At 63.3% G+C, this 20332-nt stretch carries 18 protein-coding genes; 7 read left to right on the top strand and 11 right to left on the bottom strand.

The annotated features are described in order from the left end of the window. The first annotated feature begins 33 nt into the window (after positions 1-33). Both ACJRPG_RS11525 and ACJRPG_RS11520 read left to right on the top strand, forming a co-directional pair. Positions 34-1392: a serine hydrolase domain-containing protein gene (locus ACJRPG_RS11525; RefSeq protein ID WP_408000224.1), complete on the top strand. Its 1359-nt coding sequence runs from the start codon at positions 34-36 to the stop codon at positions 1390-1392. 195 nt (positions 1393-1587) lie between these two features. Continuing rightward, positions 1588-2178 carry an outer membrane beta-barrel protein gene (locus ACJRPG_RS11520; protein WP_408000223.1) on the top strand — a complete coding sequence of 197 codons (591 nt, stop codon included), beginning with the start codon at positions 1588-1590 and terminating at the stop codon, positions 2176-2178. A gap of 98 nt (positions 2179-2276) precedes the next feature. On the opposite strand, the gene ACJRPG_RS11515 is transcribed toward ACJRPG_RS11520, so the two are convergent. The 4 genes from ACJRPG_RS11515 to ACJRPG_RS11500 all read right to left on the bottom strand — a co-directional run bounded on the left by ACJRPG_RS11515 (position 2277) and on the right by ACJRPG_RS11500 (position 6719). Further along, the gene (locus tag ACJRPG_RS11515) at positions 2277-2741 is read right to left on the bottom strand and encodes a DUF6265 family protein (protein WP_408000222.1); all 465 of its coding nucleotides are present in this window, start codon (positions 2739-2741) and stop codon (positions 2277-2279) included. Positions 2742-2746: 5 nt separating this feature from the next. Continuing rightward, positions 2747-4414, bottom strand: coding sequence for an energy-dependent translational throttle protein EttA (ettA, locus tag ACJRPG_RS11510; RefSeq protein WP_408000221.1), 1668 nt, complete (start codon positions 4412-4414; stop codon positions 2747-2749). A 77-nt stretch (positions 4415-4491) separates the two neighbouring features. Then, a complete protein-coding gene (gene sodC, locus ACJRPG_RS11505; RefSeq protein ID WP_408000220.1) occupies positions 4492-5013 on the bottom strand; it encodes a superoxide dismutase [Cu-Zn] SodC in 522 nt (173 codons plus the stop codon). Between the two features lie 74 nt (positions 5014-5087). Continuing rightward, positions 5088-6719, bottom strand: a complete 1632-nt coding sequence (locus ACJRPG_RS11500) for a hypothetical protein (RefSeq protein ID WP_408000219.1) — start codon at positions 6717-6719, stop codon at positions 5088-5090. A 103-nt stretch (positions 6720-6822) separates the two neighbouring features. On the opposite strand from ACJRPG_RS11500, the gene ACJRPG_RS11495 reads away from it, so the two are divergent. Then, positions 6823-8955, top strand: a complete 2133-nt coding sequence (locus ACJRPG_RS11495) for an HzsA-related protein (RefSeq protein WP_408000218.1) — start codon at positions 6823-6825, stop codon at positions 8953-8955. Here the strand turns inward: ACJRPG_RS11495 and rarD are convergent. Together rarD and ACJRPG_RS11485 are read right to left on the bottom strand one after the other, a co-directional pair. Further along, complete coding sequence (rarD, locus tag ACJRPG_RS11490; protein ID WP_408000217.1) at positions 8924-9820, bottom strand: EamA family transporter RarD; 897 nt, start codon at positions 9818-9820, stop codon at positions 8924-8926. The genes ACJRPG_RS11495 and rarD overlap by 32 nt on opposite strands. Then, positions 9817-10257: a GNAT family N-acetyltransferase gene (locus ACJRPG_RS11485; RefSeq protein ID WP_408000216.1), complete on the bottom strand. Its 441-nt coding sequence runs from the start codon at positions 10255-10257 to the stop codon at positions 9817-9819. Before ACJRPG_RS11485 ends, rarD begins: the two co-directional genes overlap by 4 nt. A gap of 117 nt (positions 10258-10374) precedes the next feature. Between ACJRPG_RS11485 and ACJRPG_RS11480 the strand changes: the two genes are divergently transcribed. Together ACJRPG_RS11480 and ACJRPG_RS11475 are read left to right on the top strand one after the other, a co-directional pair. Continuing rightward, on the top strand, positions 10375-12252 hold the full coding sequence (locus ACJRPG_RS11480; RefSeq protein ID WP_408000215.1) for a potassium transporter Kup: 1878 nt from the start codon (positions 10375-10377) through the stop codon (positions 12250-12252). Positions 12253-12366: 114 nt separating this feature from the next. Then, entirely contained in the window at positions 12367-12813 is a 447-nt protein-coding gene (locus tag ACJRPG_RS11475; protein WP_408000214.1) for an FKBP-type peptidyl-prolyl cis-trans isomerase, read from the top strand. 52 nt (positions 12814-12865) lie between these two features. On the opposite strand, the gene ACJRPG_RS11470 is transcribed toward ACJRPG_RS11475, so the two are convergent. The 4 genes from ACJRPG_RS11470 to ACJRPG_RS11455 form a co-directional block, all read right to left on the bottom strand. Continuing rightward, the gene (locus ACJRPG_RS11470) at positions 12866-13318 is read right to left on the bottom strand and encodes a GNAT family N-acetyltransferase (RefSeq protein WP_408000213.1); all 453 of its coding nucleotides are present in this window, start codon (positions 13316-13318) and stop codon (positions 12866-12868) included. Between the two features lie 41 nt (positions 13319-13359). Beyond that, a complete protein-coding gene (locus tag ACJRPG_RS11465; protein WP_408000212.1) occupies positions 13360-13656 on the bottom strand; it encodes a DUF4148 domain-containing protein in 297 nt (98 codons plus the stop codon). A 72-nt stretch (positions 13657-13728) separates the two neighbouring features. After that, positions 13729-14154 carry an organic hydroperoxide resistance protein gene (locus ACJRPG_RS11460; protein WP_408000211.1) on the bottom strand — a complete coding sequence of 142 codons (426 nt, stop codon included), beginning with the start codon at positions 14152-14154 and terminating at the stop codon, positions 13729-13731. Between the two features lie 271 nt (positions 14155-14425). After that, a complete protein-coding gene (locus ACJRPG_RS11455) occupies positions 14426-15451 on the bottom strand; it encodes a GlxA family transcriptional regulator (protein ID WP_408000210.1) in 1026 nt (341 codons plus the stop codon). Positions 15452-15549: 98 nt separating this feature from the next. Between ACJRPG_RS11455 and ACJRPG_RS11450 the strand changes: the two genes are divergently transcribed. After that, positions 15550-17685 (top strand): M13-type metalloendopeptidase, encoded by a 2136-nt coding sequence (locus tag ACJRPG_RS11450; protein WP_408000209.1) that lies wholly within the window; start codon positions 15550-15552, stop codon positions 17683-17685. 502 nt (positions 17686-18187) lie between these two features. After that, the gene (locus tag ACJRPG_RS11445; RefSeq protein WP_408000208.1) at positions 18188-19126 is read left to right on the top strand and encodes a bifunctional helix-turn-helix transcriptional regulator/GNAT family N-acetyltransferase; all 939 of its coding nucleotides are present in this window, start codon (positions 18188-18190) and stop codon (positions 19124-19126) included. Here the strand turns inward: ACJRPG_RS11445 and ACJRPG_RS11440 are convergent. Next, the gene (locus ACJRPG_RS11440; protein ID WP_408000207.1) at positions 19123-20316 is read right to left on the bottom strand and encodes a diguanylate cyclase domain-containing protein; all 1194 of its coding nucleotides are present in this window, start codon (positions 20314-20316) and stop codon (positions 19123-19125) included. The genes ACJRPG_RS11445 and ACJRPG_RS11440 overlap by 4 nt on opposite strands. Between the last annotated feature and the right edge of the window lie 16 nt (positions 20317-20332).

Raw genomic sequence — 20332 nt, 5'->3', positions numbered from 1 at the left:
AATAAATTTTCTACTTTACTTTGGAGATACTCCATGCGCGCTGCAATTCTGGCCTGCCTCCTGTTGGCAAGCGCCGCCCGGGCCGATGAAATCGACGACTTCCTGCAGCGCGAAATGGCGCGCAACCATATTCCCGGCGCAGCCGTAGCCGTGGTGAAGGACGGCAAGCTGGTGAAACTTGCCGCCTACGGCATGGCCGACCTGGAAAACAATGTGCCGGTGAGCGTGCAGTCGGCCTTCCAGATCGCCTCGTCCACCAAGCTGTTTTCTTCCACCCTGCTGATGCAGCTGGCGGGGGAGGGCAAGGTCGACCTCGATGCGCCGGTGTCGCGCTACGTGCCCGAAGCACCGGAGAGCTGGCGCGCCATCACCGTGCGGCAGCTGGCCGCGCACGCGTCCGGCATGCCGCCCGGTCCTCCGGATGCGGACCTGCCCGATGCCGCCGCAGCCGTGAAGGCGGCGCTCGCCAAGCCTCTCGCCAAGGCACCCGGCGAAGTGGCGGCTTACGGCTCCGACGACTTTTCGGTCCTCACCTATATCATGGAGAAAGTCACCGGAAAGACCCTGCCCGAGCTGATCGCCGAGCGCATCACCCGGCCGCTGGGCATGACCGCCACCCGTTTCGACAAGGTATCGATCGGCAAGGACCGCATAGTGGTGAGCAGCGGTATCGTGCCGGGCCGGGTCCAGACCTATCAGCTGGTCCAGGGCGAGCAGCAGTCCTACCGCTTCCTTTACCCCTGGTACACCATCTCGGCCGGCGGCATGTTCTCCAGCGCGCAGGATATGGGCGCCTTCCTGCTGGGCATTTCCAGCAACACCCTGCTGCCTCAGCCGCTGCAGGAAAAGATGTGGGCGCCTTACCAGCTGAACAGTGGCAAGCCAGCCAGCTTCGCGCTTGGCTGGACAGTGAGTACTTACCGTGGGGAGCGCCAGGTGGGCCATAGCGGCGGCCCGGCGCTGGCCGATGTGGTCTGGTATCCCGCCAAAAAACTGGGCATCGCGGTGCTCACCAACCAGCGCCGCATGTCGCCGGTGCTGGCCCATGGCGTGGCCAATTTCTACCTGCCCGCACCCGCTTTCCTGAAAGACAGCGGCATCGCTGACAGCCAGCCAGCGCGCACCGCGGCGCTCAAGACCCTGCTGCTGGCGCTGGCAAGCGGCAAGGCGGACAGCGCGCAATTCAGCAATCCGGCCATGGCGAAGGAGTTGAACGAATGGTATCCCTACCAGCTGGGCGCCATGCCGCCGCTCGGCCGTCTGGTGCTGCTGTCAGAAACGGAAGGGAAGCGGGTTTACCGTGCCGTCCATGGCGAGACGCAGAGCGTGCGCTGGACCGTGGCTTACAGCCCAGACGGCAAAATCAGCGAGCTGGAGCTTGCTGACGAGTAAAAAGCGGCGGTGCGCCGCGATATTGGGCGCATCCGCAAGTTCTTCAATAGTGATTACATCTTCTCACAATTATTACGAAAGCAGCCCTTTTGTAAGGCTATCCCGATGCTATCTTGGTCTCAATCGCCGTTCCTTCATAAATGAACAGCGATCTGAAAAGCAAGTCCGTTTAACTTTTGCTGAAAGATCAAGAAGATGAAAAACACTATCCTTGCCCTGCTGACTTCCGTTACCGCTCTTGGCGCTGCCGGCGTTGCCCACGCAGCCGATGACTACAAGCCTTACATCGGCGTTGGCGCCGTCGCCAGCGAACACCGCTACAACCTGTCGAACGACACCAGCAGCGGCGACCGCAAGAACACCGAGTGGGGCGGCAAGATCTACGGCGGCGTCCAGATCAATCCGAACTGGGCCGTTGAAGCGGGCTACACCGACTTCGGCAAGTCCAACTACGGCTACACCGTCGGCTCCGCCACCGGCCGCGTGGAAAGTGACGCCAAATCCTTCTATCTGGCCGGTAAAGCCAGCTATCCCGTCAACCAGCAGTTCTCCGTGTTCGGCAAGCTGGGCGTCGCGCACAACAAGAACGACGTGACCGCCACCGGCCTGGCCGCCGGCTATAACGGCGACAGCAGCCGCAACAGCCTGTACGCCTCGATCGGTGCGGAATATGCGTTCAATGAAAAAGTGTCGGCAACGCTCGAATACGAGCACTACGGCAAGAACGATATCGACGTAGGCCGCCGCAAGGGTGCCGTGACCCTGGGCGCGAACTACAAGTTCTAAGATCATGGCGGGCCTGCGGGCCCGCTGCCGTTCGAGGCCGGGTGCGACTGCGGCAGTCCCTGCGGGAATGCCAATGTCCTTGTACCCGCCTCCCTGTTTCAGCCTCCCCTTGCGCAGTCGGTGCGGCGCAAGGGGAAATCGAAGCCCTTCGGCTTCCCTTTCGACATGCCTTCGATGCGGGCCTGCAGCCTGTCGCCGTCGCGGCGGTAGATGATCCTTTGCGGAAAATCGTGCTCAGGCGCTTCGAACACCGCTTCCCCATCCTTCAGCGTTAACAGCGGAAACGCCGCCTCCGCCTGGTTATGCGGTTTCGCGATATAGGCCAGCCGCCCATCCTCCAGCGCAGCGATGCGCACGAACTCCCACGCCACCGTTTTGCCGCCCTTGATGGTGCGGGCGGTGCCGAGCATGCTGCCGCCGGCCGGCGCCATCCACTGCTCGCCCGAGCCGGCTTCGCCGCCCTCGGACGCCCAGCAGCCGGCCAGCCAGCCCAGTTGCTCGATGGACGCCGCGCCTGCCTGGGCAGATGCGGCAAACAGCAGGGAGGCGGCGAGCAGGCGCATGATGCTCAGGCGGTAAGCGGCTTGTAGCGGATACGCTTCGGCTTGGCGCCTTCTTCACCCAGGCGCTTCTTCTTGTCCGCTTCGTATTCCTGGTAGTTACCGTCGAAGAAGGTCACTTGCGAATTGCCTTCGAAGGCCAGGATGTGGGTGGCGATACGGTCCAGGAACCAGCGGTCGTGGGAGATCACCATCACGGAGCCGGCGAATTCCAGCAGCGCATCTTCCAGCGCACGCAGGGTTTCCACGTCCAGGTCGTTGGACGGTTCGTCCAGCAGCAGCACGTTGCCGCCCTTGAGCAGGGTTTTCGCCAGATGCAGGCGGCCGCGCTCACCGCCGGACAGGTTGCCCACGATCTTCTGCTGGTCCGCGCCCTTGAAGTTGAAGCGGCCCAGGTAGGCCCGCGACGGCATTTCGAAGCGGCCCACGCTCAGCAGGTCGGCGCCGCCGGAAACGTCCTCGAACACGGTCTTGCTGTCGGCCAGCGCATCGCGGCTCTGGTCCACCAGCGACACCTTGGCCGTCTTGCCGATGACGACTTCGCCGCTGTCCGGCTGCTCGATACCGGCAATCATCTTGAACAGCGTCGATTTACCGGCGCCGTTCGGGCCGATGATGCCGACGATGGCGCCCGGCGGAATGGTGAAGCTCACATTGTCGATCAGCAGGCGGTCGCCGAAAGCCTTCGACACGTTCTTGAACTCGATGACTTCATTGCCCAGACGTTCCGCCACGGGAATGAAGATCTCCTGCGTTTCATTACGCTTCTGGTATTCGTATTCGCTCAGCTCATTGAAGCGGGCCAGGCGGGCCTTGGATTTGGCCTGGCGCGCCTTCGGATTCTGCCGTGCCCATTCCAGTTCCTTGGCCAGCGCTTTCTGGCGTGCCGATTCGGTGGCTTCTTCCTGCTTCAGGCGGGCTTCCTTCTGTTCCAGCCAGGAGCTGTAGTTGCCCTTCCATGGGATGCCGTGGCCGCGGTCCAGTTCCAGGATCCATTCGGCGGCGTTGTCGAGGAAGTAGCGGTCGTGGGTAATGCCCACCACGGTGCCGGGGAAGCGCACCAGGAACTGCTCCAGCCATTCCACCGATTCCGCATCCAGGTGGTTGGTCGGCTCGTCCAGCAGCAGCATGTCCGGCTTGGACAGCAGCAGCTTGCACAGCGCCACGCGGCGCTTTTCACCGCCGGACAGCACGCTGATTTTCTGGTCCCACGGCGGCAGGCGCAGCGCGTCGGCCGCCATCTCCAGCTGCAGGTTCAGGTTGCCGCCGTCGGCGGCGGAGATGATGGCTTCCAGGCGCTCCTGTTCCTTGGCCAGCGCGTCGAAGTCCGCGTTTTCGTCGGCATAGGCGGCATACACGGCTTCCAGCTTGGCTTGCGCTTCGAAGGCTTCACCCAGGCCGGATTCCACTTCCTGGCGCACGGTCTTTTCCGGGTCCAGCTGCGGTTCCTGCGGAAGGTAGCCGATGTTCAGGCCCGGCATCGGGCGCGCTTCGCCCTGGATGTCCGTATCGATACCAGCCATGATCTTCAGCAGCGTGGATTTGCCGGAGCCGTTCAGGCCCAGCACGCCGATCTTGGCGCCGGGGAAGAAGGACAGCGAAATATCCTTGAGGATCTGGCGCTTGGGCGGCACGATTTTGCCCACGCGGTTCATGGTATAGACGTAATTTGCCATCGAAAATTCTCAGAAATAGAACAAAGGTCAACAAGTCTACGCCAAACCGGCCGCGCAGGCCATGTGTAAATGCGCGCCTAGCTCCCGATGACCCCGCAAGCCATGCGTGCGCCGCCGCCGCCCAGCGGGGCCGGGTGGTCGGCATGGTTGTCGCCGCCCGCGTGGAACATCAGCGCGTGGCCGCGTACCTCGGCCAGCGTTTTCAGGCGCGGCGCCAGCACCGGATAGCTGGCCTTGCCGTCTGCACCGACGAACAGCGCCGGCAGGTCGCCTTTGTGGCCGTTGCCGTATGGACCGGCGTGCTGCTTGCTGTTGTCCGGATCCCAGTGACCTCCCGCAGCGAGGGCCGGCACCGCCTTGCCGTCCTGCTGGCCGGGCGCGCAGGACGGATTCACATGCACATGGAAACCGTGCACGCCGGCCGGCAGGCCGCTCAGGTTGGGCGTGAACAGCAGGCCGTAGGGCGTCTCGCTGATGCTCACGTCGCCGACGGCGGCGCCGGTGCCGGACGCATCCACCATCGTCAGCGGGACTTTGAGGTCGGCGGCAAAGGCCGGCGCAGCGGCCAGGCCTGCCATCAAAACAAGAATTGTGCGCATGATTGATCTCTGCAAAGGTTAAAGAGCGCCAATTACAGCAAAAGCAGGCCAGGGGCGGCGCGCGTATCCCCTGCCTAGCGGCCTAAAGCAAACATGATGGCGTTGTTGATGGCGTACACCTTGCCGTCCGCGCCGATGGCGGTCGGCGTATAGGACTCGCCGAGGCCGCTGGTCAGGCGGATTTTCTCGCTCAGGGTGTTGTTGCTGAGGTCCCAGCGGTACAGATAGCCGTCCTCGCTGTTTACCAGCACGGACTTGGTGAAAGGATCCACCGCCGCAGTGTTGATGCACCACTCCACCACACCGCCGGGGAAGTTTGGGTCCGGCGTGGTGCCGAGAATGGTGAGCACTTCACGCATCACGGTCTTGCCGGAAATTGGGTCGGTCTGCGTGTCGTTCGGGTCCAGCACCGCAACGCGGTTCTTGGAATCGCCGCTGCCTGCGCGCGCGTAGTTGTTGTACTTCGTCATGACCAGGTAGGCCGAAGTGCCCTTGTAGCTCGGCACCAGGTCTTTCGCCACGAAGGAGGCCGTATCGTCCCAGCCGAAGGAGCCGGGCGTTTTGATGGTGGCAAGCGTGGCGTCGAAATGCAGCAGCCAGCCGCGCTGGTTATGCGCGCCGGCGACAGTTTCCAGTACGCCGATGTATACGTCGCCGTCCGGCCCGATGGCGGGAGAGGCGGTGCTGTCGTCGGTAACGCGGGCCGGAGCGCCGGTCTGCGGATCGGTCAGGGCGGCCTTGCTCTTCAGGTTCAGCGTGGCCGCGTCCAGCGCCAGGATGGCGCCGGCGGTGGAGTTGCCGGTGCCTTTGACGACGATGTACAGCGTTTTTTCATCGGCGGACAGCGCCGGGGCGCTGTTGGTTGCCAGCTTCTGCAGGGAAAGGTCGTTGCTCAGCTGCGCGATGCTCTTCCAGCTGCCCGCATTGGTCGCCGTCATGCGCGCGATGCCGCTGCTGAGGCCTGCGGGATTGCCGGCGGCTGCTTCGAAGCCGAAATACAGCGTGCCTGCGCCGTCGGCGGTGATCGGCGTGTTGATGATGATCTGCGCGTCCAGCGCGGCCTTGTTGGCGGCGTAGGTGGCGGCGCTGTAGAAGACGGCGGTCTGGGTGGCCGCGTCAGTGGCATCAGCGTCGTCGCGGTACATGATCTTGCCGCCTGCGCCGGGCGCTACCATGCGGTTGGCGGCGGTGAGCGTGACGTTATAGCTCGGCATCCAGTTATGGGCCGGCATCACGTAGTCGCTGTCGATGCTCCAGAGCAGGAAGCCGTTGTTGCCGCTGCGGCCCTCGATTTTGTAGGCGGCATTGGCGGAGCGCTTGACCGGCACCACCACCGTATTCTTGCCGGTGATGACGGGCGAGCCATAGTGCACCAGCAGGTAGCCTTGCGGGGAATACTGCGGCGCCATGTCCACGGGCGTTTGCCATACGATTTTGCTCAGGGGCTGGGTGGCGATAGCGGAGACGGCGGAGTGCTGCGCATCGCGCCCGAATGAGCGCCATGCCGGACCATTCACCACAGGACCAGGCCCCGTGGGAGGCGGTGACGGCGGAGGAGGAGGGGGCGGCGGCGGCGGTGGCGGTGGCGGCGTCGGCACGCTGCCACCGCTGCCGCCTCCGCAGGCCACCATCACGGCGCCCAGGCCCACGGCGGAAATGCCGGCCAGCGCGGCACGCCGTCCGGCGCTGAAATCTGAATCCTGCATGAAGATGTCTCCTGTCGTTTTCTGATTCGGGAAGCGTGCCTTGAACCGCAGAAAATTTCAAGTAACCGATTGTACTGCGCTACACTTGGCTCCGAATCTTCCAGTGAATCGTCCATTTTTGATGAACCTGTCCGTGCGCATCGCCAGTTTTGGCCTGATCGCCCTGCTGGCCGCCTGCGAACGCACCGGTCCGCTGGTGCCCGGCCAGGCGCCGCCGGTGCGCATCGCGTCCTCCGTTGCCACGCCGTACCCGATCCTGTTCGTCACGCAGGCGCCGTTGCACACCGATTTTGCGGCGCGCCTGTCCACCTTTGCGAATCACCTGACCGGCGCCGCCAAGGCGCCGCGCGGCGGCGCCCTGATGCTGCGCTATCCTGATGGCAGCCTGCGCAACCTCACGCTGGAGGCGGGCATCACGGAGCCGGTGGCGGTGCGCGAACCGGCAGTGCACTGGGACGGCCGCAAAGCCATTTTCAGCATGCTGGCCGGCCCCGATGGCGGCTTCTGGCAGCTGTATGAAGTGACGGGGCTGGGCAAGGGCGAAACCGCGCGCGTCGCCAGGGTGGCAAGGCAGCCGGAAAACTTCAACAACCTGTCTCCCCTGTACGCGAGCGACGAGCGCATCCTGTTTACTTCGGACCGTCCGCGCACGGGCGAAGCGCATCTTTATCCACAGCTGGACGAATATGAAGCCACGCCGACCAATACCGGCATCTGGCGGCTCGATCCCGCGAGCGGCGCGCTGCGCCTGCTGAACCACGCCGTCAGCGGCGCCTTCAATCCCACGCTGGACAGCTATGGCCGCATCATCTTCACGCGCTGGGACCACCTGCAGCAGGACCAGCTGGCGGAACGCGACCGCGATGCGGAACGCAATGGTGTAGCGCTGCCCTTCAATTCCTTCAACTACGGCAGCGAAGCAGCGGACGCGCGCAAACTCGCCACGCGGCAGGAGCTGTTTCCGGAGTCGCGTTCAGGCAGCCGTGGCAAATACGGCGAGGTGAGCGCCTTCACCACCAACTTCTTCACCGCCTGGGCCATGAACCAGGATGGCAGCAACGAGGAAACGCTGAACCACGTGGGCCAGCATGAGCTGTCCTTCGGCGCCATGATTCCGAGCTTCCGCGACGATCCTGCACTGTCCGCGCAAACGCTGGATACGCTGCATGCCAACCGCGTGCTGGTGCGGCGCGAAGGCGGCCTGTTTCACCTGCGCGAGGATCCGCACGCGCCGGGCAGCTATCTTGCCATCGCGGCGCGCGAGCAGAATTCCTTCACCACCAACCAGGTCGTGCGCCTGACCGGCCCGGCCGGCATGAATCCGGAACGCATGACGGTGGCGCAGCTGACCGAATCGCATCCCGGCGATGCGCTGCGCGGAGGGCGCTACCGCAATCCCTTGCCTCTGTCCGATGGACGGCTGGTTGCCAGCCACACGAAGAGCGTGCGGGCACCGGAACCTGGCGGCACGCTCGACGGCCTGCGCCTGCGCTGGCTGGAACCGGACCAGTCCAGCGGCCTGTATCGCGCCGGGCCCGCGCTCACGCCCGGCCTGCGCAGCGCGTCCGGCGAAGAACTGTGGGAGATCGAGGCGGTGGAATTGCGCCCGCGCGCGCGGCCGGCCATGGCCGGCGCCATGCTGGAAGCGCCGGAGCGCGCCGTGCTGGCGGAAGAGGGCGTAAGCGAAGCGGAACTGCGGCGCTGGCTGGTACAGCGCGAGCTGGCGCTGATAGTCACGCGCGACCAGACCAGCCGTGACCGCGCGGAACTGCAGCAGCCCTTCAACCTGCGTGTGCCGGGCGGTGTGGAAACGCGCGCACGGGCGGCGCCGGATGCGAAGGTGTACGAGATCAGCCACTTCCAGATTTTCCAGGGCGAGCAGCTGCGCGCCTATCCGGACCGCCCGGGCCGCCGCGTGATCGCGCAGCCCATGGCGCCGCAGCCCAATCCGGCCAACAATCAAGGCCCGGCAGGCAGCGTGCGCATTGCGAAGGATGGCTCCACGGCGGCCTTCGTGCCCGCCGGCCGCGCGCTGACCTGGCAGACCACGGACGCGCAAGGCAATGCCGTGGTGCGCGAGCGCAACTGGGTCACTTTCCAGCCGGGCGAAATGCGCACCTGCGCATCCTGCCATGGCGTGAACACGCGCGACCAGGCCCAGCGCCTGCCGCCGCTGAACAAGCCGGAGGCGCTGCGCGCGCTGCTTACTTACTGGAAGACGCTGCCGCGCCGCTAGCGCGCGATATCCACAGGCCTTCGATCACATAGATGGCCAGCGCGCTCCAGATCACGATGAAGCCGATCAGGCGGGCTGCCGAAAACGCTTCATGGAAGACCCACAGTCCCAACAGCATCTGCATGGTTGGCGACAGATACTGCAGCATGCCCAGCACCGACAGCGGAATGCGCCGCGCGCCCGCCGCGAACAGCAGCAGCGGAATTGCCGTGATCGGCCCCGCCGCCATCAGCAGCAGGCGCGTGCTGTCGCTCGGCGTGTTGATGAAGGTATTGGCGCCGTTCATGGTGAGCCAGCCCACATAGCCCGCAGCGATCGGGAACAGCAGCATGGTTTCGAAGGACAGGCCTTCCAGTGCCGCGAGGGCTGCCGTCTTGCGCAGCAGTCCGTAGGCGCCGAAGCTGGCCGCCAGCAGCAGCGCGATCCACGGCAGCTGGCCGGCTTGCCAGGTAAGCCAGGCCACGCCGGCCGCGGCAATGCCCACCGCCAGCCACTGGCCGCGGCGCAGCTTTTCCTTCAGGACCAGCAGGCCAAGCAGCACGTTTACGAGCGGGTTGATGAAATAGCCCAGGCTCGCATCGAGCACGTGGCCGTTGTTGACAGACCAGATATAAATCAGCCAGTTGGTGCTGAGGAGCAGGGCGCTGGCAATGAAGGCGCCAACCACTTTCGGCCTGGCCAGCACTTCCGGCAGCCATTTCCACTGCCGCCGCACCGCCAGCACGATGGCGAGGAACAGCAGGGACCACAGCATGCGGTGCGCCAGGATCTCCATCGGCGGCACTTCGCCGATGGCGTGGAAGTACAGCGGGAACAGGCCCCAGCAGAAGAAGGAGAGGGCTGCGAACAGCACGCCGGTATTCATTGCGTTCCCAGTTCGAGATGCAGCAGGGGGTAGGGATTGCCGAAGGGATCGCGCTCCGAGCGGCCCACCTGTACAAAGCCCATGCGCGCGTAGAAGCCGACGGCCTGGCCGTTCTGCTCATTCACGTCCACTTTGTATGCGCCCAGTTCGCCCAGCGCGAACTCCACCAGCGTGCGGCCTGCACCGCCGCCGCGCCGCGCCGGATCGACGAACAGCATTTCGATATTGCCCTGGGCCACGCCCATGAAGGCGTAGACAGCGCCTTGTTCATCCCGCAGGCAGTACAGTGGGGTGAATTCGCCCAGAATCTGGCGCACGAGGGGAATCAACTGCTGGATGCCGGCCTCGCCGAGAAAGTGGTGGGTGGCGCGCACCGATGCTTCCCACACCTCGAACAGGCGGGGCACATCGGCGGGCGTTGCTTGACTGATTTGCATGGTGTTTCTTTCGGGCTAAAGACGAAAAATACCACAGTCTGCAGGAGTACAATCCGCTTGCAATTTGCAAATACTTGAACTATTGTGCAACGCACCAAAACCACTTTGGGTGTCATCTTGACGTCGGAACATAAGAAAAGCAGTATCGCCGCCCTGACGCTGGCGGCCGTTGGCATCGTCTATGGCGATATCGGCACCAGCCCCCTCTATACCCTCAAAACCATCTTCGACGCCGACCACGGCCTGCCGCTGAACCAGGCCAACCTGCTTGGCGTGGTGTCCCTGATCTTCTGGGGCTTGACGATGATCGTCTCGCTCAAATATGTGAGCCTGGTGCTGCGCGCGGACAACCGCGGCGAGGGCGGCATCATGGCCTTGATGGCGCTCGCCCTGAATTCGGTCAGCCGCCGCTCCGGCTGGCACTTCCCCCTGCTGCTGCTCGGCGTGTTCGGCGCCACCATGTTCTATGGCGACAGCGTGGTCACGCCGGCGATCTCCGTGCTGGGCGCCATCGAAGGCCTGGAAGTAGCCGCGCCGCAGCTGGAAGCCTATGTGGTGCCGCTCACGATTGTGGTGCTGGTAACGCTGTATGCCGTGCAGCGCCATGGCACGGCGGGCATCGGCCGCTTCTTCGGCCCCATCATGCTCACCTGGTTTGCTGCGCTGGCCGTCATGGGCGTGATCAACATCGTCAAGGAACCGGCCATCCTGGCGGCGCTGAACCCGATCCACGCCTTCACTTTCATGCTGGACAACGGTTTTGTGGCCTTCGTGGCGCTGGGCGCCGTGGTGCTGGCCTTCACCGGCGCGGAGGCGCTGTATGCGGACATGGGGCACTTCGGCAAGAAGCCCATTCGCTTCGCCTGGTTCATGATCTGCTTCCCCGCGCTGGCGCTGAACTATTTCGGCCAGGGGGCGCTGCTGATCATGCGTCCCGAAGTGATCGAGAACCCCTTCTTCCACCAGCTGGGCAGCTGGAGCGTGTATCCGCTGGTGGTGCTGTCCACCATGGCGGCGGTGATTGCCTCGCAGGCCACCATTTCCGGCACCTTCTCCATGACCAAGCAGGCCATTGCGCTGGGCCTGCTGCCGCGCATGCGCGTGCTGCACACCTCGGAAAGCCAGATCGGCCAGATCTATATTCCGGCCGTGAACTGGCTGCAGCTGATCGTGGTGCTGATTGCCGTCGTGGGCTTCGGCTCCTCCGATTCGCTGGCGGGGGCCTATGGCATCGCCGTGACGGCCACCATGCTGGCCACCACCATCCTCACCTTCTTCGTGATCCGCTACCGCTGGCACCTGCCGCTGGTGGTCTGCTTCGCCGCGACCGGCTTCTTCATCGCCATCGACATCATGCTGTTCTCGGCCAGCACGCTGAAGCTGTTCCATGGCGGCTGGATGCCGCTGGCGCTGGGCACCGCGCTGTTTACCGTTATGCTGACCTGGCGCACCGGCCGCGAGCTGGTGTTCCAGAACCTGGAAAAACACGCCATTCCGCTGGAAGACTTCCTGGACTCCCTGTTCATGGCGCCGCCGGTGCGGGTGCCGGGAACCGCCATCTTCCTGCGCGGCGAAAGCGACGGCGTGCCGCATGCGCTGCTGCACAACCTCTCGCATAACAAGATCCTGCACGAGCGGGTGGTGTTCTTCACCGTGCATATCGTGGAAGAACCCTATGTTGCGCCGGAAGAACAGGTGCGCATAACGGAGCTGGGCCACAACTGCTACCAGCTGAACGTGCACTACGGCTTCAAGGACGAACCGGATATTCCGCGTGTGCTGGAACTGTGCGCCGATTGCGGCCTGCAGTTCGAGATGATGGAAACGTCCTTCTTCATCGCGCGCCAGACAGTGGTGTCGGCGCCGGGTTCCGGCATGGCGCCATGGCGCGAGCACCTGTTCGTGGCCATGTCGCGCAATGCGCGCGGCGCGGCCGACTACTACCAGATCCCCACCAACCGGGTGATCGAGCTCGGAACGCAAGTGGAAATCTGAAAAACTTTGTAACGAAGTATGTTTGCTGGCAGCAGGGAGTGGCAGTCTGATAAACTCCCTGTCTGTTCGGCGCCAGGCGCCGGGACCATTCAATCAATTGAGGCAAGAGATCACATGAAATCGATGTTCCAAATTATCGCCGCCCTGGCCTGCGCCCTGACCCTGACCGCCTGCGGCGGCGGCGGCGACGACAAGCCAGTGGATACCGGCCCTGCGCAACCTGCATTCACCAAGACCGACACGGTGGTCGGCACCGGCCTGGAAGCCACCAACGGCGACCTGCTCACCGTGCACTACACCGGCTGGCTCTATGACAGCACCAAGACCGGCAACAAGGGCACTGAGTTCGACAGCAGCGTCGGCAAGGCGGCCTTCTCCTTCACCATCGGCCGCGGTAGTGTGATCGCCGGCTGGGACCAGGGCCTTCTGGGCATGAAGGCAGGCGGCAAGCGTACGCTGATCATTCCGGCGAATCTGGCCTACGGTGCCACGGCAAGGGACAAGATCCCCGCCAACTCGCCACTGCTGTTCGAAGTGGAACTGATTTCCCTGAAGCGCTAAGCGCGTAGCGCTCACAAGAAGGCGGCCCTGGGCCGCCTTTTTTATTGGCCGCTCAGCGCACCATGTCGACGTGCATGATGCCGTCTTCGTCGTAGGGAGCGGTAACGGTGCGGAAGCCGAAGCCGGCGTAGAACTGCTCGAGATATTGCTGCGCGCCGATGCGGAAACCGTGGCCGGGATGCAGCGCTTCAGCGCGGCGGATGCCTTCGGCAATCAGCTGGCGGCCCGCGCCGGTGCCGCGCGCGGCGGCCGTGCTGAGCACGCGGCCCAGCGACATTTCGGTGTATTTCACGCCAGGCGCAATCACCCGCAGGTAGGCGATCAGCCGGCGCTGGCCATCAACCGTGCGCCATCCCATCAGGTGGTGCGCAGCGAGGTCATAGCCATCGATATCGGGGTACAGGCATTTCTGTTCCAGCACGAAGACCTGCTGCCGCTGCCGCAGCACTTCATACAGGTCCGCGCGTGGAATGCTTTCAAAATCCAGGAACTGCCAGTCAATCATAAGTGCCCCGTGTATGGTCGAAGCGCTCATTGTAAGGCAGCTCAGTCCTCGTGGCGCAGCTGGCCCAGCGCCTTGGCCTGCACGAATTCAGCCTGCACCTGGGCGCGGGTTTTGGCCGGGCCGGAAGCGATTGGCGCAGCGGGGTAGTTGTCGCCGCTGAAGACTTGGCCGTTGCGGCGCGCGGCTGCCAGCTCTGCCTTCACATCATCGCGGCTGCGGCTGGACTGGAAGCTCAGGTCGGCCTGGTAGCCTTCGCCGGAATTCGGCGCGGCCTGGGCGAATGCGCTGGCGGACAGGGCGAGGGCAGCGGCGGCGATGAACAGTTTGGATGCTTGCATGATGTTCTCCTTCATTGATTGGGAAGCGAGTCCGGGCGGCGGCCAATCCGCCGCACCGGCATTCGGTATTGCTTAAACGATGGTCAGGGTTACGTCGATATTGCCGCGGGTCGCATTCGAGTAAGGGCAGACGATGTGGGCGGCGGCCACCAGCTTCTCGGCGGTTTCACGGTCCAGGCCTGGCAGCGAGATTTTCAGTTCCACTTCGATGCCGAAGCCGGTTTCGATGGCGCCGATGCCGACGGTGGCGTTGATCGAGGTATCAGCCGGCACGGCGATCTTGTCGCGGCCGCCAACGAATTTCAGGGCGCCGATGAAGCAGGCCGAGTAGCCCGCAGCGAACAGCTGCTCGGGGTTGGTGCCCACGGCGCCATTGCCGCCCAGTTCTTTCGGGGTGGTCAGCTTCACGTCCAGCACGCCGTCGCTGCTGACGGAACGGCCTTCACGGCCACCGGTGGAAGTTGCATTGGCGCGGTACAGAACTTGTTTGATCGACATGATGGTTTCCTTTTGTGTGAGTAGTTAGCTATTAAGTAGTGTGCTATGTTTTTACTGCCTGGATCGCTGTTTGCCGCGTCCATGTGCACAATATACATAGCGCGCGATTTAATTGCAAGCTATTTTTAAAAATATTTTTGACTGAATCATCTCCGACGATCTATCTCTATATCAAAGGCCGGAAACTACCGAGCCATCCTATGCCGAGATGCGTTCAGTGAGTGGGCGACGCCCAGGGTGTCGAGGTTCTTCTTGAGTGAGGCCGATGGAGCTATAGCGTTTCTGAGTTTTCGCGCGCTGCTGCACGGGCGGCGTCGCGCGGCGAACCGCCCCATTGCCGCGTCCAGGCGCGGCGCAGTTGTAGGGCAGAGCTAAAGCCCGCCGCCTCCGCTGCAGATGTAACGCTGGCGCCGTGCTCAATCGACTGGCGCGCCCGCTCGAGCCGGATCGACTGCAGGTAGCGCAGGGGGGAGACCCCGGCATGATCGAGGAAAAGACGCAACAAGTGCCGTTCTGTGACATGAGCAACCAGTGCCAGTGAAGCCATCGTCCACTCGCGTCCGGGCTCGCTATGGATCGCGTCCTGCACACGATGCACGGCCGCATGCAGGTGGTTGCGATGCACGCGGAACGGCGACTGCCCTGGATCGCGCATTGAACGCCGCAAGTAAACCACCATGTCGTCTGCAACGCTGGAAGCCAGCGCCTCACCGCATTCGAGGGCAATCACGTGCAGCGCCAGGTCGATGCCCGCAGTAATGCCGGCACTTGTAGCGACCGGCCCGTCGATAACGAATACGCGGTTCCGCAATACCTGAGCCCGAGGGACCAGCTCACATAGGGCATCCTGCATATCGTGGTGGGTCGTGCAGCGACGGTTAGTGAGCAATCCGGCACGCGCCGCCAGCAAGGCGCCTGAGCAGATGGTCAGCAGCCGGTGGGGCGTGTCGGCTGCGTTGAGCGTGGCGTACAGGGTCCGGTTGAGCCATCGCGTGGTCGCGGTGATGGCCGGTGTAATGTGCTCGATGCGCGCGCTCGGCTGGCCAACTGGCACTACCCAGGTCGGTCGCGTCAGGACATCCGGCAGCGGCTCCAGTGCCGCCAAAGCCAAGCCGACCGAAGACTGGACGGTGGGTTCGGGTCCGGCAAATCGCAGCGTAAAGCGTGGCTCCTGCCCAATTTCCAACCGATGCAAATTCGCCAGGCGAAACGCCTCTGCCGGCCCCGCAATGTCGAGCAATAGCGAGTGCGAGGAAATCACGAACAAGACGTCGATGGCGGGCTTGGGATCAATCATTTCCGGACACTGCGTTGATGCATGACCATACACCAATGCAGCAATGGCTTGCAAACGGATTGAGCGCCCATGTCCGAATATGATCCAAACCTGTCGCCTTGCGCGACGACAGCCGGGCATGCAATCAATACCATCGCTACATCAGTTTTATCGAGACCCTCACCATGCTGGAATACACTTCACGCGCATTCATTGGCCCATCACTGCTGGCCTTGGCGCTCGGCGGGATCCTTGGCACGGCAGCCGCCGAAGACATGGGGCAAAGCTCAACCGGGCTGGAAGCTGGCGTGGACGCGCAGGTTCGTCCTGGAGATGACTTTTTCGGGTACGCCAATGGTAGCTGGTTGCAGGCGACGCCTGTCCCACCAGGGAAAAAGAGCTGGAGCGCCCGCGACGAGATCAATGAGCGTGTGAGCCAACAAATGCAGGCCTTGCTCGATGAGGTTTGGACAAATCCGCAAGGCACAGTCGCGCGCAAGGTTGCCGATTTCCGCGCCGCCTATCTCAACGACCGTGCCATTGCGGCTCAGGGCCTGCGCCCGCTCAAGCCCCTGCTCAATCACATAGCGCGGGTACGCGATAAGGCGGCGCTGACAGCTTTGCTGGGCCAGACACTCCGTGCCGATGCCGATCCGGTCAATCGTGGCCAATACAACTCGGCCCACGTACTTGGACTGGCGGCCGAATCGAGCATCCGCGGCGAGAAAAACTACACAGCCATCCTGGTGCAGGGGGGGCTCAGCCTGCCGGGACGCGAACATTATCTCAGCGCTGATGCCGGCATGCAGGCATTGCGGGCCCGCTATCGGAAAGCCGTCAGCGCAGTGCTGGCGCAGCTGGATCCGGCGCATGCGGCATCGGCCGCGGCGCGTGCCGATGCGGTCATAGCGCTGGAGACGGCGCTGGCACAAAGCCATGCGGCAGATGAGGTCTCGGATAACGAGCGCAACGCCAATAACTTGTGGACGCGTGCCGATTTCGCCCGTCAGGCACCCGGTATGGACTGGCCGGGTTTCTTCAAGGCCGCCGGTTTAGCAAGGCAAGCCAGCTTCGTCGCATGGCAGCCCAGCGCGCTGACCGGCCTGGCCGTGCTGGTTGATACGCAGCCGGTCCAGGTTTGGCAAGACTACCTGCGTGTGCGTGCCATCTGCGCATACGCCGAGGTGCTGCCGGCGTCCTTTGCGGCGCTTGCGCCCGCACTGCGCGGCGCAGCGGCTGGCGAGATGCCTGTGCAAGCGGTGCAACGCGCCAATGCAGTAACCCAATCCGTGATGCGCGAGTATATCGGCCGCCTTTACGTTGAGCGCTATTTCCCAGCGGCCCAAAAGGCACGCCTGAATACCATTGTTGACAACGTTGTCGCCGCGTTCGGCCGGCGGGTTGAAGCCGCCCCGTGGCTTTCACCCGCCAGTAAGACGGTTGCGCTGGCGAAGTTAAAAGTTCTTTATTTTGGCATGGCATACCCGGAGAAATGGCAGGATCACGAAGCACTTGTGATCAGCCCGACGAACCCGGTCGCTAACCTTCAGCATCTCGCCGACCGCCACTACAGGCAGACACTGGACCGGCTCGGCAAGCCGATCGACAGCAAGCAATGGGTTGCGGCGCCCCAGCAGGCAGGCGGGCTGTTGATGTTCCAGCAGAACGCCTACAACTTCACTGCGGCCCTGCTGCAGGCGCCGAAATTTGACGCGCAAATGTCCGACGCTATGACATACGGTGCGATCGGCGCCATTGTTGGCCATGAAGTGAGCCACTTTGTCGATACCCTTGGCGCCGAGTATGACTCCGACGGCCGCTTGCGCCGCTGGTGGACGCCGGAAGATATGTCGGGCTATGCGACGGCCAGCGAGGCACTGGAACGACAGTTCTCCAGTTATCGTCCATACCCGGAGGTAGCGGTCGATGGCAAAAAAACGACGGTCGAGAACGTCGCCGACCTGGGCGGCCTCGCCGCCGCCTTCGACGCCTATCGCGCCAGCCTGAAAGACATGGGCCGCGAGGTGGACTATGTACGGCAGCAAGACCGCCAGTTCTTCATCGGCTACGCCCGAAGCTGGCGCATCAAGTCTACGGAGGAGGCATTGCGCACGCAGCTTACCAAAGACAATCATGCACCAGAACGCTACCGCGTCGCCGCCGTGCGCAATCTCGACGCGTGGTACGAGGCCTTTGATGTGAGGCCGGGAGACCGGCTTTATCTTGATCCGGAGAACCGGCTGCGCATTTGGTAGCACCGTAGAAAGTCTATCGCTATGCCTTGTTCAATCAAGCGAGTTCCGTGGTGATTGATTTCGGTGCTCACTTGGAACCGCTTTGTAGAAAATGAAGAAGCCTATGCCCTTACCAGCACGCCTGCTTGTCCCCATTGCCGTACTTGCCCTAGCTTGCGATGCGCCGGAGGAGCCCCAGCCAGCCGATATCCACGCCGCCCTCCTGGCAGCGCCAGCGGCATCGAATCCAGATCCATTGCTATTGAAATCGGTGCGGCACCACGATATCGAAGCCTTGGATTGTCGTCCTGGCAGCAGGCTGTACGTCTGTAGCTTCGTGGTCCACGAAACCGCTTACCGTCAGCGCTTGAACCGCGACCCCTCCGGGCGTTGGGCCGTGTTCTGAATCCGCACATGTCATTGCCCTATCTGATCGGCGGCGGCGTTATTGACAGCCTTGTATAAATGTTGACTCAGTCAACATTCTGCTCCACAATCGCGGCATCACGATGGTGGAGTTACCATGCCTGTTCCAGCTTTCAGTGACCGCATTGCGGCGGTACGTTCCTTCAACCGCTTTTTTACGCGCCATATCGGCGTGCTGCGCGAAGGCCTGTTGCATAGCCAGTTCACGCTGACCGAGATGCGCGTGCTGTATGAACTGGCGCACCACGGCGACCAGCCGCAGACCGCACTTTGCCGCGATCTGGGGCTGGACCGCGGCTACCTGAGCCGCATCATCGCCAAATTCGAGAACGCGGGGCTGGTGAGCAAAGTGCCTTCCGCCACCGATGGCCGCGCCAAGCTGCTTCATATGACCGAGCAGGGACGGGCGGTGTACGAGCCCTTTGACCGCGCCTCGCGCGAAGAGGTAGGCGACATGCTGTCGCGTTTCGACGACGCCAGCCAGCAGCGCCTGCTGGATGCGATGCAGACCATTCGCGAGCTGCTCGACCAGGAAGCGGGGCTGAAATACGCCCAGCCTTTCGTGCTCCGCACGCACCGCGCTGGCGATATGGAATGGATCACGCGCCGTCACGGCGAGCTGTATACGAAGCTGCAGGGCTGGGACAGCAGCTTCGAAACGCTGGTGGGCGAGATCTGCACCGATTTCGAACGTCACTTCGACCCCGCGCTGGAGCGCTGCTGGATCGCCGAGATGGGCGGGAAGCCGGTAGGCTCGATCGCCGTGGCGCGCAGCGGTGAGCAAGGGGTTGCGAAACTGCGCCTGCTGCTGGTGGAGGAAGAGGCGCGCGGCTATGGCCTCGGATCGCGCCTGGTGGAGGAATGCCACCGCTTCGCCCGCGCGGCCGGCTACCGCAAGATGCGCCTCTGGACCACCGACCAGCAGCGGGAAGCCCGCCACATCTACCGCAGCAAGGGCTATGTGCTGGTGGCGGAAGAACCGGTGCATGCCTTCGGCAAGGACATGGTCAACGAAACCTGGGAGCTCGATCTTTAAGGAAGCTGCGCCCTGCGTTGGGCCTTGCTGAGATACATGGCCTGGTCGGCGCAGCGCATCAGCTGGTCGATCGAAGCGCCGTCATTCGGATACAGGGCAATGCCGATACTGGCGGAGATATCCAGGCTTACGCCGTCCAGCGCCAGGGGAGCTTCGATGGCATGGGTGATCTTGTCGGCGGTCGCCTGCGCCTGATCCCTGGCCGCTACGCCCTCCAGCAGCACGACAAACTCGTCCCCGCCCAGCCGCGCGACCGTGTCCATTCCCCGCACATTGCCGGCGATGCGCGCCGCAACCGCCTGCAGCACCTTGTCGCCGGTGCCATGGCCAAAATGATCGTTAATGTCCTTGAAGCGGTCCAGGTCGATGAAAAGTATGGCGCCGCCCACCGCGTTGCGGTTGCAGCGCGCGATGGCGGTTTGCATGCGGTCCTGGAACAGGCGCCGGTTGGGCAGCCCGGTCAGTTCGTCGTGGCGCGCCGAGTGCAGCAGTTCGGACTGCAATGCGAAGCGCTGGATCACCGCCGCAGCCTGGCCGGCGGCAAACTGCAGCACATCGCGTTCGGCCATCAGCAGCGAACCGGCGCCCGTCAACTGCAGCCGCAACTGGCCGGTCACTGCCGTGGCGGATGACATCGGCACTGCGTACCAGTCGTCCGTGGCCGGCGCGCTGTCCGTCCCGGAGTGGTAGACCAGTTGCGGGCCGGGTTCGAGCAGCACCGCGAACCCCTGGAACGGTATCAGCTGCCGCAGTGCTGCATCGAAGGCAGCAAAAAGCTCGTCCAGCGAATGCGCGTTCTGCGCGAGGGTCGACAAGGCCAGCAGCGTGGCCTGCCTCTGCTCAATGCGTTTGCGTTCGCTGATGTCGCGCGCCACGCCGATACGCAACTGTTCTTCCGACGACCAATGCGCGCTCCATTGCAGGTGAACGCTCCTGCCATCCTTGCGCAGATAGCGGTTTTCAAATCCGAAACGGGCTCGGCTGCTCACGACATGAGACATTTCGGCGCCTGTCTTCGCCAGGTCATCCGGGTGGACGAAGTCACGGATATTGCGCCCGATCATTTCCTCGGGCTCGTATCCCAGTGTCTGGATACTAGCCTTGTTGACGAATGCAATCCGGCCGTCCTTCTCCACCAGAAAGACAAGGTCCAGCAATAAATCGGCCAGGCGATGCTGAGATATCTCCATCAGGCCAGAATACCAG

The organism is Pseudoduganella rhizocola (assembly GCF_045984285.3).
Lineage (GTDB): Bacteria > Pseudomonadota > Gammaproteobacteria > Burkholderiales > Burkholderiaceae_D > Rugamonas.
The sequence above is the reverse complement of the archived record's forward strand: the minus strand, read 5'-3'. Positions and strand labels throughout refer to the sequence as shown.

Bases quoted from the DNA above. Each gene is read 5' to 3' on its own strand.
- ACJRPG_RS11475 (WP_408000214.1), top strand. From the start codon at position 12,367: ATGAAATCGATGTTCCAAATTATCGCCGCCCTGGCCTGCGCCCTGACC.
- ACJRPG_RS11515 (WP_408000222.1), bottom strand. From the start codon at position 2,741: ATGCGCCTGCTCGCCGCCTCCCTGCTGTTTGCCGCATCTGCCCAGGCA.
- ACJRPG_RS11520 (WP_408000223.1), top strand. From the start codon at position 1,588: ATGAAAAACACTATCCTTGCCCTGCTGACTTCCGTTACCGCTCTTGGC.
- ACJRPG_RS11465 (WP_408000212.1), bottom strand. From the start codon at position 13,656: ATGCAAGCATCCAAACTGTTCATCGCCGCCGCTGCCCTCGCCCTGTCC.
- ACJRPG_RS11525 (WP_408000224.1), top strand. From the start codon at position 34: ATGCGCGCTGCAATTCTGGCCTGCCTCCTGTTGGCAAGCGCCGCCCGG.
- ACJRPG_RS11500 (WP_408000219.1), bottom strand. From the start codon at position 6,719: ATGCAGGATTCAGATTTCAGCGCCGGACGGCGTGCCGCGCTGGCCGGC.
- ACJRPG_RS11460 (WP_408000211.1), bottom strand. From the start codon at position 14,154: ATGTCGATCAAACAAGTTCTGTACCGCGCCAATGCAACTTCCACCGGT.
- ACJRPG_RS11455 (WP_408000210.1), bottom strand. From the start codon at position 15,451: ATGATTGATCCCAAGCCCGCCATCGACGTCTTGTTCGTGATTTCCTCG.
- ACJRPG_RS11470 (WP_408000213.1), bottom strand. From the start codon at position 13,318: ATGATTGACTGGCAGTTCCTGGATTTTGAAAGCATTCCACGCGCGGAC.
- sodC (WP_408000220.1), bottom strand. From the start codon at position 5,013: ATGCGCACAATTCTTGTTTTGATGGCAGGCCTGGCCGCTGCGCCGGCC.
- rarD (WP_408000217.1), bottom strand. From the start codon at position 9,820: ATGAATACCGGCGTGCTGTTCGCAGCCCTCTCCTTCTTCTGCTGGGGC.
- ettA (WP_408000221.1), bottom strand. From the start codon at position 4,414: ATGGCAAATTACGTCTATACCATGAACCGCGTGGGCAAAATCGTGCCG.
- ACJRPG_RS11445 (WP_408000208.1), top strand. From the start codon at position 18,188: ATGCCTGTTCCAGCTTTCAGTGACCGCATTGCGGCGGTACGTTCCTTC.
- ACJRPG_RS11485 (WP_408000216.1), bottom strand. From the start codon at position 10,257: ATGCAAATCAGTCAAGCAACGCCCGCCGATGTGCCCCGCCTGTTCGAG.
- ACJRPG_RS11440 (WP_408000207.1), bottom strand. From the start codon at position 20,316: ATGGAGATATCTCAGCATCGCCTGGCCGATTTATTGCTGGACCTTGTC.